The organism is Kitasatospora sp. NPDC023118, assembly GCF_055560875.1.
Map to the genome: position 1 here is coordinate 134,168 of NZ_JBVHHW010000008.1, position 12,317 is coordinate 146,484.

Annotated in this window: 11 protein-coding genes; 3 read left to right on the top strand and 8 right to left on the bottom strand. The window is 72.6% G+C overall.

Annotated features, from left to right (window positions below; genetic code table 11):
- Positions 1-2 precede the first annotated feature (2 nt).
- From ACZ3UD_RS12780 to ACZ3UD_RS12790, 3 genes are read right to left on the bottom strand one after another with little or no spacing between them, the layout of a single operon-like run.
- Complete coding sequence (locus ACZ3UD_RS12780) at positions 3-1,259, bottom strand: beta-ketoacyl-[acyl-carrier-protein] synthase family protein (RefSeq protein ID WP_465585659.1); 1,257 nt, start codon at positions 1,257-1,259, stop codon at positions 3-5.
- Positions 1,256-1,681 carry a cupin domain-containing protein gene (locus ACZ3UD_RS12785; RefSeq protein ID WP_465585661.1) on the bottom strand — a complete coding sequence of 142 codons (426 nt, stop codon included), beginning with the start codon at positions 1,679-1,681 and terminating at the stop codon, positions 1,256-1,258. The genes ACZ3UD_RS12780 and ACZ3UD_RS12785 overlap by 4 nt, the downstream gene beginning before the upstream one ends.
- 30 nt (positions 1,682-1,711) lie before the next feature.
- On the bottom strand, positions 1,712-2,878 hold the full coding sequence (locus ACZ3UD_RS12790) for a SchA/CurD-like domain-containing protein (RefSeq protein WP_465585662.1): 1,167 nt from the start codon (positions 2,876-2,878) through the stop codon (positions 1,712-1,714).
- A gap of 307 nt (positions 2,879-3,185) precedes the next feature.
- On the opposite strand from ACZ3UD_RS12790, the gene ACZ3UD_RS12795 reads away from it, so the two are divergent.
- Positions 3,186-4,811: an FAD-dependent oxidoreductase gene (locus ACZ3UD_RS12795; RefSeq protein WP_465585663.1), complete on the top strand. Its 1,626-nt coding sequence runs from the start codon at positions 3,186-3,188 to the stop codon at positions 4,809-4,811.
- An 80-nt stretch (positions 4,812-4,891) separates the two neighbouring features.
- Here ACZ3UD_RS12795 and ACZ3UD_RS12800 read toward each other — a convergent pair whose 3' ends face one another.
- From ACZ3UD_RS12800 to ACZ3UD_RS12810, 3 genes are all read right to left on the bottom strand, one after another.
- Positions 4,892-6,550 carry an APC family permease gene (locus ACZ3UD_RS12800; RefSeq protein WP_465585665.1) on the bottom strand — a complete coding sequence of 553 codons (1,659 nt, stop codon included), beginning with the start codon at positions 6,548-6,550 and terminating at the stop codon, positions 4,892-4,894.
- Between the two features lie 867 nt (positions 6,551-7,417).
- Positions 7,418-8,023, bottom strand: a complete 606-nt coding sequence (locus tag ACZ3UD_RS12805; protein WP_465585666.1) for a hypothetical protein — start codon at positions 8,021-8,023, stop codon at positions 7,418-7,420.
- Between the two features lie 947 nt (positions 8,024-8,970).
- Positions 8,971-9,891, bottom strand: coding sequence for a serine/threonine dehydratase (locus ACZ3UD_RS12810; RefSeq protein WP_465585667.1), 921 nt, complete (start codon positions 9,889-9,891; stop codon positions 8,971-8,973).
- Positions 9,892-10,141: 250 nt separating this feature from the next.
- On the opposite strand from ACZ3UD_RS12810, the gene ACZ3UD_RS12815 reads away from it, so the two are divergent.
- Entirely contained in the window at positions 10,142-10,999 is an 858-nt protein-coding gene (locus tag ACZ3UD_RS12815; RefSeq protein ID WP_465585669.1) for a DMT family transporter, read from the top strand.
- Between the two features lie 78 nt (positions 11,000-11,077).
- Complete coding sequence (locus tag ACZ3UD_RS12820; RefSeq protein WP_465585670.1) at positions 11,078-11,332, top strand: hypothetical protein; 255 nt, start codon at positions 11,078-11,080, stop codon at positions 11,330-11,332.
- Positions 11,333-11,360: 28 nt separating this feature from the next.
- Here ACZ3UD_RS12820 and ACZ3UD_RS12825 read toward each other — a convergent pair whose 3' ends face one another.
- Together ACZ3UD_RS12825 and ACZ3UD_RS12830 are read right to left on the bottom strand one after the other, a co-directional pair.
- Positions 11,361-11,705 carry a hypothetical protein gene (locus tag ACZ3UD_RS12825; RefSeq protein ID WP_465585671.1) on the bottom strand — a complete coding sequence of 115 codons (345 nt, stop codon included), beginning with the start codon at positions 11,703-11,705 and terminating at the stop codon, positions 11,361-11,363.
- On the bottom strand, positions 11,702-12,013 hold the full coding sequence (locus ACZ3UD_RS12830) for an SAV_915 family protein (RefSeq protein ID WP_465585673.1): 312 nt from the start codon (positions 12,011-12,013) through the stop codon (positions 11,702-11,704). The genes ACZ3UD_RS12825 and ACZ3UD_RS12830 overlap by 4 nt, the downstream gene beginning before the upstream one ends.
- Positions 12,014-12,317 lie beyond the last annotated feature (304 nt).

Here is a 12,317-nt window from a genome sequence, read left to right on the forward strand (position 1 = left end):
ACTCACCCCGTTCTGTTGAGCACGACGGCGGACTGGAATCCGCCGAATCCGCTGCCGACCGAGAGGATGTGGCTCAGCGGCAGCTCGCGCGCGGTGCGCGGCACGTAGTCGAGGTCGCACTCCGGGTCCGGAGTCTCGTAGTTGGCGGTCGGCGGCACTACGCCGTGGGCGAGCGCCAGGGTGCAGGCGACCACCTCGATGGCGCCGATCGCGCCGAGCGAGTGCCCGACCATCGACTTGATCGAGCTCATCGGCGTCTCGAAGGCGTGGCCGCCGAGCGAGCGCTTGACCGCGGCGGTCTCATGCCGGTCGTTCTGCTTGGTGCCCGAGCCGTGCGCGTTGACGTAGTCGACGTCGGTGCGGTTGACCCGGGCGTGGTCGAGCGCGTGGTCGATCGCCCGGGACATCTCCAGCCCCTCCTTGGTGAGGCCGGTCATGTGGTACGCGTTGCCGAAGGTGGCGAAGCCGCTGACCTCGCCGTAGATCCGGGCGCCGCGGCGGCGGGCGTGCTCCAGTTCCTCCAGCACCAGGACGGCGCCGCCCTCGCCGAGGACGAAGCCGTCCCGGTGGGCGTCGAAGGGGCGGGAGGCGTGCTCCGGGTCGTCGTTGCGCTCGCTGGTGGCCTTGATGGCGTCGAAGCAGGCGACGGTGATCGGCGAGATCGGGGAGTCGGAGGCGCCGGCCACGCAGATGTCGGCGCGCCCCTCCTCGACCGCCTGGAAGCCGTAACCGATCGCGTCCAGGCCGGAGGTGCAGCCGGTGGAGACGGTCTGCACCGGGCCGTGCGCGCCGACCCGCTCGGCGACCGTGGAGGCCAGCGTGCTGGGCGCGAAGGCCCGGTGCAGCTGCGGCTCGGCCCGCCGGTGGTCCACGTCCCAGCGCGCGCCGGCGGCGCTGACCAGGGCGTAGTCGTGCTCCAGCCGGGTGGTGCCGCCGACGGCGGTGCCGAGCGAGACGGCGATCCGCCACGGGTCCTCGGCGGCCAGGTCCAGCCCGGCGTCGGCGATCGCCTCGTCGGCCGCGACCATCGCGAACTGCACGTAGCGGTCGTCCCGTCGGACCTCCTCGGGGGTCAGCCCGTGGGCCGCCGGGTCGAAGTCGCACTCGGCCGCGATCCGGGACCGGAACCCGGTCGGGTCGAACAGGGTGATGCCCCGGGTGGCGGTGCGGCCGGCCGTCAGGAGGTCCCAGAAGGCGGGTATCCCGATCCCTCCGGGCGCGACCACACCTATCCCCGTGACGGCGACCCGCCGGGTCACGAGGCCACCTTGGCGTGTTCCGGCGGGCCGGAGGCGGCGGTCTCCTCGGTGCTCACGTGGCCGAGGTCGGGGCGCGGGGCGAGTGGGCCGCAGTGGAAGACCATCCGGGCCTCGGTGTCGCCGACGTTGCGGAACCGGTGGCGCATGTTGATCGGGATCATCAGGCCCTGGTCGGGCTTGAGCGGCCGGGTCTCCCCGTCCAGGTCCACCTCCAGGTCGCCGGAGACGACGAACACGAACTCCTCGGAGTACGGGTGGTAGTGCTCGTTGATCCGCTCCCCGGGCTTGATGATGGCCAGGCCCATGAAGCCGCTGGTCGCCCCGCAGCTGGGAGGGGTGAGCATGGTGCGCAGCTCGGCGCCGTGGCGGCGGTTCTCCGGAGCCTCGTCGACGTTGATGATCCGCGGGTACTGCGTGGTCATGATGGATCTCCTCCAGGTCAGTCGCTCGGGTCAGTCGCTCTGTGAACTGCGGTCGGTGACCGGGCTCATGGTGCGGGCGGCGAGGAACGCGTTCAGGCCCGCGACGGTGCGCAGGTCGCCCGTCGGGCCGAGGTCCAGCAGCCCGGCCAGCTCGGCGGCCTCCTGATCGCCCGCCACGCCCAGCGCGGCCGCCGGCTCGGCCTCGGCCGGCACCCGCAGGTCGACCAGTCGCACCACGGTGTCCTCGCGCTGGAACACGAAGGCCGCCGCGACCGGGCCGGTCGGGTCGGCGGTGGCGAGGTTGTCGTGGTCGAAGAGCAGCTCGGCGACGGCCCGGCCCTGGCCCGGGCGGACCGGGTACAGCACGGCGTGCCGGTGCAGCCGCCCGGAGGCGGGGGAACTGGCGATCGCCTGGTGCCTGGCGGGCAGCGACGCCTTGGCGAAGAAGGCGCGGGCGGCCATCGGGTCGCCCAGCTGACGGGCCTCCTCCAGGTACGGGTTGAGCTCCGCCTCGACCGCCCGCACCTCGGGCTGCATCGCCACGTGGCGCAGCGCGTCGCCCAGGTTGCCGACCACCTCGACCGCCCGGACCACCCGGTTTCCGTGCATGAACAGCGAGGTGCGGCGCAGCCGGGTGTGCTCGTCCACCTCGGCCTTGGGCGAGGCGTAGCCGGCCAGGATGCGGGCCACCTCGGCCTCACTGCCGGGCTTGACGGTGAAGGTCAGCGCGTGGCGGACCACGCCGTCCGGGCCCGGGTCGGCCCTCGGCGGGCCGACGTGCCCGGCGGGCTCGCTGCGCGGGAGCCCGGGCGGGACCTCCATCGGGGCCCGGGTGCCGGTGGAGCCGGCCGCCGAGGTCTCGCGCAGGACGGTGTAGCGCAGCGAGCGGAAGTTGTCGCTGACGCAGCCGTGCATCGGCTTGACCATCTCCCGGTGGGCCGGGCTGTTCACCCACTCCAGGAAGGTCTCCTGGTCACTCCACTCGCTGGTGATCAGCCACTGGCGGGGGTCGTTGATCGACTGGCACAGCTGGTCGCTGACATGGCCGGGCACCGCGGCCACCTGGTGGCGCAGCTGTTCGTAGACGTCGAGGAAGCGCTGCTGGGCGCCGTCCTGGAGCTCCAGCATCAGGACCACCCTCAACCGGGTGTCGGACTCTTCGTACTGCTTCGGCTGCGGTTCGGACAGAGTTGTCATGATCCACTTTCTGCTCTGGGCCGCACGCTGCGGGCCGTGTCGGCCGCGTCCGGCGGGTGCTTCCGGCCTGGGGGAGGAAAAGGTGCGGTGGTGGTCGGCCCGGGGCAGTCGGCGCCAGGCCTGAGGTCGATCGTGAGCGGCCGACCGGGCGCGGCGCGAGATTTGCGGGCCATCCGGGCGAAGGGGCGGCACAGCCCCCCTCCGGTGGGGGATGGAAGAGCGGGGCCCCCGGTTGAGCGGGCCCGTCGAGGGCGGCGCCGAGCCCAGTAGCCGGGCCGCGGAATCCCCTTACAGGGTGGAGCAATCGATGAATCCGAAGGTTGACGACCGGGTGCCGGTCCTGATCGTGGGCGGCTCCCTGGTCGGGCTGTCGGCCTCGCTGTTCCTCGGCCGGTTGGGTGTCAGGCACCTGCTGGTCGAGAAGCACGCCGACACCTCGCATCACCCGCGCGGGCGAGGCAACAACGTCCGCACGATGGAGCTGTACCGGGGGGCCGGGATCGAGTCGGCGATCCGCGAGGCGGCCTCGGTGCTGGCCCCCAACCACGGCATCCTCCAGGCGCCCTCGCTGACCGGAGCGGAACAGGAGTGGCTGTTCCGGGAGATCGACCCGGGCGGGCGGCTGGCCCGATTCAGCCCCAGCTCGTGGTGCCTGTGCAGCCAGAACGACCTGGAGCCGGTGCTGCTGCGGGCGGCCCGCGAGCTGGGCGGCGACGTGCGGTTCAGCACCGAGCTGGTCTCCTTCGAGCAGGACGCGGACAGCGTGACCTCGGTGCTGCGCAGCCGGGAGACCGGCGAGGAGCGGGTGGTGCGCTCGGAGTACCTGATCGCGGCGGACGGCCCGCGCAGCCCGGTCCGCGAGAGCCTGGGCATCGGCCGGACCGGCAAGGGCGAGCTGTTCCACAACGTCAGCATCACCTTCCGCACCAAGCGGCTGGCCGAGGTGGTCGGTGACCGCCACTTCATCGCCTGCTACCTGACCAACCCGGAAGCGGACGGCGCGCTGCTGCCGGTGGACAACCGGACGGAGTGGGTCTTCCACGCGCCCTGGCACCCGGAGCACGGCGAGCCGCTGGAGGCCTTCACCGACGAGCGCTGCGAGCGGCACATCCGCACCGCCGTCGGCCTGCCGGAGCTGGACGTCGAGGTGACCGGCAAGGCGCCCTGGCACGCCGCCGAACGGGTGGCCGAGCGGTACGGCGCCGGGCGGGTCTTCCTCGCCGGGGACTCGGCCCACGAGATGTCCCCGACCGGTGCCTTCGGCTCCAACACCGGCATCCAGGACGCCCACAACCTGGCCTGGAAGCTCGCCGCCGTCCTGTGCGGCTGGGCCGGGCCCGGCCTGTTGGAGACGTACGGGCAGGAGCGCCGCCCGGTCGCCCAGGTGACCAGCGAGCGCGCCTCGGCCCGTTCCGCCGAGCACAGCCACCCCGGCTACGCGGTGGTCCCGGGCGTCGGCCGCCAGGCCGGGGTGCTGGCGGTGGCGCTCGGCTACCGCTACCCGCGGGGCGCGGTGCTCGGCACCGACCCGTCCGGCGCGGTCGTCCCGGAGAAGTTCGAGTCGGCCGGCGAGCCGGGCAGCCGTGCCCCGCACCAGTGGCTGCTGCGCGCGGGCGTGCGGCTGTCCACGCTGGACCTGTACGAGCAGGCGATGGTGCTGCTCACCGGCCCCGGGGGCACGGCCTGGCAGCAGGGCGCCCGGCGGGCGGCCGATCGGCTGGCCGTCCCGCTGGACGCCTACCGGATCGGCGACGGCGCCGAGGACGACCTGGCCCCGGAGCCGGGAGCGGACTTCGCCGCCCTGCACGGCATCGGCCCGGACGGCGCGCTTCTGGTGCGCCCGGACGGCTTTGTCGCCTGGCGCTCGCCCGGCCCGGTCGACGACCCGGAGGCCGAGGTCGCGGCGGTGCTGCGGGCGGTGCTCGACCTCTGACGCACGCGGACGGGCCCGCCGGTCGCACGACCGGCGGGCCCGTCCTGTCAGGTGTCGGGGATCAGTGGGTGATCAGGAGGTCAGTGGCCGCCCGCGTCGACCACCTCGACGTCCGCGACCTCCCGCTCGATCTCCTCGGCCGGCAGCGCCACCCGGATCGCCCAGAAGTAGATGAACAGCGAGAACACCGCCACGATGGCCATGTCGTACCACATCGGGATCCGGCCGGTGCCGTCGCCGAAGCCGCCCTGCCAGGAGATCAGGCCGAGGCCCAGCAGGTAGACCGGCAGCCACTGGGCGGCCTTCCAGTTGAGCCGGGGCGCGTTCGGCAGGCCCTTCTTGATGGCGTAGGCCGCGTAGCCGCCGAGCAGCACGTAGCCGAGCACGATCGCGATGCCCAGGCGGGACAGGATGTGCCAGCCGCTCCAGTAGATGATCAGGCTGGCGACCACGAAGGCGGCCGGGGAGATCACGCCGCCCATCGGCAGCCGGTAGGAGCGCTCACGCTCGGGCAGCCGGCGGCGCAGAGCGCCGAAGGCCAGCGGGGCGCCGGCGTACATCAGCACGCTGGCGGAGGTGATGAAGCCGACCAGCTCCTGCCAGCTCGGGAAGGGCAGGAAGCAGATCACGCCGGTGACGAAGGAGATGATCAGGCCGAACCACGGCACACCGTTCTTGTCCAGCTGCTCGAACTTCTGCGGCGCGTAGCCGTTGCGGCTCAGGCCGTAGGAGATGCGCGAGGTGGAGGTGGTGTAGATCAGGCCGGTGCCGCCGGGGGAGATCACCGCGTCCATGTACAGCACCCAGGCGAGCCAGCCGAGGCCGACCAGGGTCGCCAGGCCCGCGAAGGGGCCGTCGATGCCGGGGAAGTCGAGCTTGTCCCAGCCTTGGGCGAAGGTGCTGACCGGCAGGGCGCCGATGAAGACCACCTGGAGCAGGGTGTAGATCAGGGTGCCGATGGCGACCGAGCCGAGCACCGCGCGGGGGATGTCGCGCTTGGGGTTGCGGCTCTCACCGGCGATCTGGATGGCCTGCTCGAAGCCCAGCAGGGCGAAGATGATGCCGCTGGAGCTGATCGCCGCGAGTACGCCCTTGGCGCCGAACGGGGCGAAGCCGTGCGAGGTGAAGTTGGAGCCGTGGAAATTCGACACGGCGAGCACGAAGATCGTGAACAGAGGAACGAAGATCTTCAGCCACGTGGCGACGCTGTTGGTGCGGGCGAGCACCCGCACACCGAGGAAGTTCACCGCCACGAACACCGCCATCAACAGGGTGGCGACGATGAAACCGCTGGTGGTGAGGGTGTTGTTGGCGTTCAGGAAGCCGTCCGCCCAGGACCAGTGCCGGGCGTAGCCGATCATGGCCTCGACCTCGATCGGCGCCACGGTGGCCGCCTGGAGCCAGGAGAACCAGCCGAAGGACATGCCGGCCAGGCCGCCGAAGGCGTAGTGCGGGTAGCGCGCGGTGCCGCCCGAGACCGGGAAGAGCCCGCCGAGCTCGGCGTGTACGAGGGCCAGCAGCACGATCGCTACGGCGCCGATGCCCCAGGAGATGACGGCCGCGGGGCCGGCGGCGGTGACGGCGTTCTTGGCGCCGAAGAGCCAGCCGGAGCCGATGATCGAGCCGACCGAGGCCCACATGAGGCCGATGAGGCCGACGTGCCGCTTGAGCGACCGGTGGGCGGTCCCGCTGGTGCCGGTGTTCTGGCCGGGCGGCGAGATCTGGTTGAGGGAAGCCATGGGCGATCTCTCTGTGTGTGGGGGCTCCGAGTGGGCGGAGCGCGGAGAGTTGCCACACAGTAGGGCTATTCATAGACCTCTGCACAGATTTCATTACTGAATGTTTACTTTCTTTGCCGGATATCCGTGCTGGTAGGGGGCAGTACGGTTCCGGCGGGTTACGTGACTCGCGGGTAGGTCCAGGATTTGAGCCGGAATTGAGCATCGACCGGCGAGGGTGCATTATTGGCGGCCACGTCGTTTCATGGGAATGGTGATCGCCGCATAGTGATGCGGCCGGCCCGGTCGACGGCCGGTCGACAGCGTCGCCGACGGGCGGGCTCGGCAGGCCGGGCGGGGCGAGCGGAGTGGCGTCGAGTCGGGCGTCCCGCCCGGTGAACCGGCTCGGATCGGCGCAGTGCGACGGTTGTCGCGCAGCTGGGGCGTCGGCCGACAGGCCGGGGTGCCAGGGCGTGCTCTGTGCGGACCTGCGGGAAGCGGATCCCGCGCGACGCAACCTCGACGTTGGCGCCATGAAGAGGTCCCGCGCTCCGATCGATCGGAGCACGGGACCTCTGCACTGCCTTCACCAGACGGGTCGTGTGCGCAGCTCATGCGGCCGTTCGGCGGCGGGCAGTGGCAGTCGAGGACCGCCTGGATCCGCCGCGCGTCGGGGATTGGCTGCGCGTCGCTTTCGAAGCTGGACCACCGGGTGGCCGCTATGCGCCGCCCCGGCAGACATCACCCGCGTGCAGGACGCGTAAACCTGTAGGACAATAGCTATGTTGGTGCCCCGGCCCGATTTCGGCGGGCCGGGGCTCCACTTCATGCCGTTGGCTCAGGTCCGGACGTCCCGGTCGAGCTCAGTTCCGGAATTTCCGGTCGGGCTCAGTTCCGGTAGCCGCCGCGGTCCTCGCCACGGTCCTCGCCGTGACCCTCGCCGCGGCCCTCGCCGCCGTGGAAGCGGTGGACGACCCGGAAGCTGCCCACGACGCCGTCGTCGACCTCGATGCCCTCGTGCACGCGCTTCGGGTGAACGCCGTCGCTGGAGCTGTGGGGCCCGACGGTGGCGATGGGGGCGCCGTTGTCGCAGACCGCGCCGCTGAAGACCTCGACTTCCCGCCAGCTGTCGTTGCGGATGTTCAGCGACTTGGCACCCAGGCCGCTGACCACGGTGATGCAGCCGAAGTCGTCCGCGGAGTACGACCGCTCGTTGACGTGGATCACGCCCCGCTCGCGGTGCTCGCGGTGCCCGCGGCGCTCCTCGCGGCCCTCGTTGCCCTTGCCCTCGTTGCCCTTCGCGCCGCCGTCGAGCGGCGCCTGGGCGAGAGCGGCAGCCGGAGCGGCAGCCGCCGGAGCAGCCTCGGGGGCCGCCTTCTGGACGACCGGCGCCGCCTTCGCGACCGGCTCAGACGCGGCCGACGCGTAGGTGATGCCGGTGACGGCCACGCCTGCCGTTGCCGCGAGGACAATGGCGGTGGTCATCTTGTTCATGGAACTTCTCCTGTCTCGACTGGATCGGCTTGGTGCCGACAGATATGAACGTACTGGCCGATTGAAGGACTGTCATATCAACCCGTGCCGAATGGTTGATGACGGGGGCCAAATGGGGGACCTGGGGCACTCTGACCCTGTTTTCGGGGGTCGACATGGTCGGCTATCAGATCTCTCAAAGTGCCTTGTTCAAAGGTGAGTTGACGGTACGGACTGGGTCTTTCGGGTGGCCACTGACTCCTGCTCACCCTTTTGGCGCCCTCCGGCGTGCATGCGGCGTTGGGCCGGAATGACGGGGTGCCAAATTGACGGCCTCGCGGCCCGTGCCGAGGCCCCTGGTCCGGGTCGTATGGCCGTGGCGTGCCTGTCGGGATTTGCGTCGACGAGGGGGGATATCTCGGCTTCCGCACGATCCGTCGAGGGAGAACTCTGATGATCTTTTTCCTCATGTCTGTCATGAGAAAGGTCCCGCCCTCCGAGTGGCCGGAGGGCGGGACCGCTTCGCTCGTTCTTCATCAAATGTGGTGCGGGTAGGGAGAGTTCAGCCTTTCAGCGGCGGGAAGTGGGAGCTGGAGGCCGCCCGGATCCGCCGGGCGTCGGCGATCGGCTGAGCCCGCTGGTCGGCCGTCAGACGGGTCGCAGGTGATCGTCGGGGGTGTCACCGGCGTCGGGGGCGACGGCCGACGCGGGATAGCCGCTGAGGGGTGGGTGGTGCCGTCCGGACCGGTGGGCGTCCACCGGCGCCGGGTGCTGCTGACCGGGATGGTGCCCGCGACGTGGCGAAAGCGGTCAAGGCCCTGCGAAGCGGTCTCGGCCAGGGCGGGGGCGGCCGAGAAGACCACCACAACCACGGCCACGGCAGGGTGGCGAGCGCTGTCGAGTGCTTCATGCCCGCCACCCTGGGCGGGCCGATCATCCGTCGACTCGTGAACGGCGTGACGGTTCCGCTACTGCGCGAGGTCCGACGGATCCGTGTTGGCGCCGCACAGGAGGACGGCGATGCGCTCGCCCTCCACCTGCTCCAGTGCCGCCAGGGCGGTGGAGGCGGCGTGCTCGACGGCGATCCGGCGGTCGTCCCACAGTTGCCGCCGGGCCCGGACGATGGCGTCGTCGGACACCAGTACCGAGCTGACGCTCTCGTGCCCGGCCGCGTGCAGGGCGAGCGCGGTGGCCCGGCGGGCGCCGAGCGCGTCCTGAGCCACCGACGCGACCGGGACGTCCACCGGGCGGCCCGCCGCCAGCGCCGCGTTGAGGGCCCGACTGCCCTCCGGCTCCACCGCCACCACGCGGACGCCGTGCTCGCGGGCCGCGACCGCGACTCCGGCGAACAGCCCGCCGCCGCCCACCGACACCACCACCGTGTCCAGCCCGGGCACCCGGGCGCGGATCTCCTCCAGGACCGTCCCTGCCCCGGCCGCGATCAGCGGGTGGTCGTACGCGTGCGAAGCCAGCGCCCCGCTGTCCGCCGCGAACTCCTCGCAGGCCGCCAGCGCCTGCGCGTACTCCCGGCCGATCAGCCGTACCTCGGCACCGTACGAGCGCAGCCGCGCCAGCTTCACCGGTGAGGCCGTCTCCGGCAGGAACACCCTTGCCCGGACGCCGAGTTCGCGTGCCGCCCAGGCGCAGGCCAGCCCGGCGTTGCCGCCCGAGGCGATGGTGACCCCGGCCTGCGGGAGGGCGCCCGCCTCGGCGTGGGCGAGCAGGAAGTTCTGCGCGCCGCGGGCCTTGAAGCTGCCGGTGTGCTGCAGGAACTCCAGTGCCAGCCAGGTCCGTCCGCCGTCGTCACCCGGCGCCACCGCGACCGGCCGCACCCGCCCGGCGATCCGCTGCCCGGCGGCCTTGACCTCGTCGTGCGTCAGCTGGTTCATCGCGCGTGCTCCTTCGCCCGGGGGTGCTCCCGCTCGACCGTAGTCGGCCCGGGCGGGCCGGAAAAGATCGCCGACGGGCGGCGTAGGCTGGCCCTCATGCGTCTCGTGATCCTCCCGCCGCCGGTCCGCTAGCGGGCGGCGTACTTCACCCGACCCGGCCGAGCGGGAGTGCCCGCCGTCGCCGGAGCGATGGCTGCCGCCCGCCGACCCCGCGGACCTGAACCGGCGATCCATCGTGGAGTACCGACGCATGACCTCCTACGCCGCCGTGCCGTTCCGGCACGGCCTGTTGTCCATTTCCGCCGCCGCCGTCGCCTGGGGCGTGGGCGGAGCCGTGGCCGCGCTGCTGCTGCGCACCAGCGGGCTCGGCCCCGTGGCCGTCACCTGCTGGCGCTTCGGCGTCGCGGCGCTCTGCCTGGCGCTGCTGCCCTCCGGCAAGAGGAGCGGCGGCCGCCGGGGCGCCGCCGTGCTGACCGGGATCGGGCTGGCCGTCAGCCAGTGCGCCTACTTCGGTTCCGTGCAGTACGCGGGCCTGGGGCTGGGCACCCTGATCACCATCGGCGCCGGGCCGGTGCTCACCAGCCTCGGCGCCCACGTGCTGCTCGGCGAACGCCTCACCCGACGGGCGGTGGCCGCCGTGGTCCTGGCCCTCGGCGGGCTCGTGCTGCTGGTCGCCGCCCCGGCCGCCGGGTCGCGCCCGGCGCTGGGCATCGCCCTGGCGGTGCTCGCGGGAGCCGGCCAGAGTGGGCTGACCCTGTGGGCGCGCGGCGGCGGTACGGCGGAAGCCAGCACCGGCGCCTTCACCACCGGGCTGCTCTGCCTGCTGCCGTTCGGGGCCGTCCAGGGCGTGCTGCCTACGGCCGGGGACCCGGCGCTGACCGGGGGAGCGCTGCTCTTCCTCGGGACGGTGCCGACCCTGCTCGCCTACCGGTGGTACTTCACCGGACTCACCGCCGTACCGGGGACCACGGCCTCGGTGCTGGTGCTGCTGGAGCCGGCGACGGCGGCGGCGATCGGGGCGCTGTTCCTCGGCGAGCCGCTCACCGCGGGCCTGGTGGCCGGCTCGGCGCTGCTGCTGGCCGCGATCGCGGCGCTGGCCCGGTCGTAGCGATCGAGGACGACGGTGTGCACCCGGCAGGGCGAGTCGTGGTCGCCGGGCGCACGCCGCCGTGCTGTCGTGGGCCGCATGAACTCCTCACTCCTGGCCCGGGTGGCCGTCACGACCACGACCGCCGTCCTCCTCGCCGCCGGCGCCACCGGACCCGCCGCCTTCGCGGCGGCGAGCGGCAGGCGCGATGTCACCGCCGAGCAGTGCCGGGGTGCGGGAGGACATGTCGAGGGCAGCGGCTACTGCGTCGACGCCGTCGGCGAGGACGCCTGGGGCGAGCCGATCGACGGACAGGGGGTCAACCCGAACCCGCGCCCGGGCGAGGAGGACTGAGGGCGGCGGGCTCTCCCGAAACCGCCGCTCACGGCACCGGCCGCAGGGTCACCGGCTGCGGGGTCACCGGCTGCGGGGTGAGTGCCCGCAGCACCAGGTCGATCCGGACCCTGGCGGCGCCCGCCCGCTGGAGCGCGGCGGCGACCGCCCGTAACTCCTCCGGGCCGGTGCAGGCCAGGCGGAGCTCCAGGTCGGCGTCCCCGGCGAGGGCCAGGCCGCTCTGGACCGCCGGGAACTCCGCGGCCAGCCGGTCGAAGTCGAGCGGGGCCGGCCCGTAGCTGACCCGGGCGATCGCGTGCAGGGCGCGGGCCTGCCCGGGCCGGTCCGGCACGGGTTCGAGCCCGGCCGGGACCAGCTGGAGCGGCGCCGTCACCGGTGCTGGAGTTGAGCGGTCGGGGCCGGGGCGGGCGGCGGGGCCGGGACGGATACGGGCGGGGCGACCAGCCGCGGGTCCAGGACCAGGGTGTCGACTCCGAGCGGGGCGGTGAGGCCACGCAGGGCGGGCTCGCCGATCTCCGTGTGGGCCTGGTCCGGTCCCAGGAGGGCGGTGAGGGCCTCGGGGCTGGAGAACCCGACCGCGCAGCGGCGGCCGTCGCGCAGGCGGAACAGGCGGAGGGCGGTGGGGCTTCCGGTGCCGGTGGTGGTGGCGGTGACCGGAACGTGCCAGACGACGCGGGCCATGCGAATGCTCCCGAGTGGGGTGGTGGTGCCTGCCGGGACTACTTCCTCGACGCTAGGCCGGGCCAGGCACGGCGTCGCCGGTCCTGACGCAGCGTTGACCGAATGGGGTGGTGCGTTGACGCACTCCTGACACCCGACTCACCCGATTGGACGACACCACTTCCGCACTTCCGCGATCGCCCGAACACTGCCCGACCGCGACCCGAACACTGCCCGACCTCCACCTGATCCGGACGGCCCGGGAGCGCTCCGCTTGCCTCCCGTTCCGCCCCGGACCACGGTGGAGTCGGCCGTCGTCGCGGCC

Bases quoted from the DNA above. Each gene is read 5' to 3' on its own strand.
- ACZ3UD_RS12830 (WP_465585673.1), bottom strand. From the start codon at position 12,013: ATGGCCCGCGTCGTCTGGCACGTTCCGGTCACCGCCACCACCACCGGC.
- ACZ3UD_RS12815 (WP_465585669.1), top strand. From the start codon at position 10,142: ATGACCTCCTACGCCGCCGTGCCGTTCCGGCACGGCCTGTTGTCCATT.
- ACZ3UD_RS12790 (WP_465585662.1), bottom strand. From the start codon at position 2,878: ATGACAACTCTGTCCGAACCGCAGCCGAAGCAGTACGAAGAGTCCGAC.
- ACZ3UD_RS12805 (WP_465585666.1), bottom strand. From the start codon at position 8,023: ATGAACAAGATGACCACCGCCATTGTCCTCGCGGCAACGGCAGGCGTG.
- ACZ3UD_RS12785 (WP_465585661.1), bottom strand. From the start codon at position 1,681: ATGACCACGCAGTACCCGCGGATCATCAACGTCGACGAGGCTCCGGAG.
- ACZ3UD_RS12800 (WP_465585665.1), bottom strand. From the start codon at position 6,550: ATGGCTTCCCTCAACCAGATCTCGCCGCCCGGCCAGAACACCGGCACC.
- ACZ3UD_RS12810 (WP_465585667.1), bottom strand. From the start codon at position 9,891: ATGAACCAGCTGACGCACGACGAGGTCAAGGCCGCCGGGCAGCGGATC.
- ACZ3UD_RS12795 (WP_465585663.1), top strand. From the start codon at position 3,186: ATGAATCCGAAGGTTGACGACCGGGTGCCGGTCCTGATCGTGGGCGGC.
- ACZ3UD_RS12820 (WP_465585670.1), top strand. From the start codon at position 11,078: ATGAACTCCTCACTCCTGGCCCGGGTGGCCGTCACGACCACGACCGCC.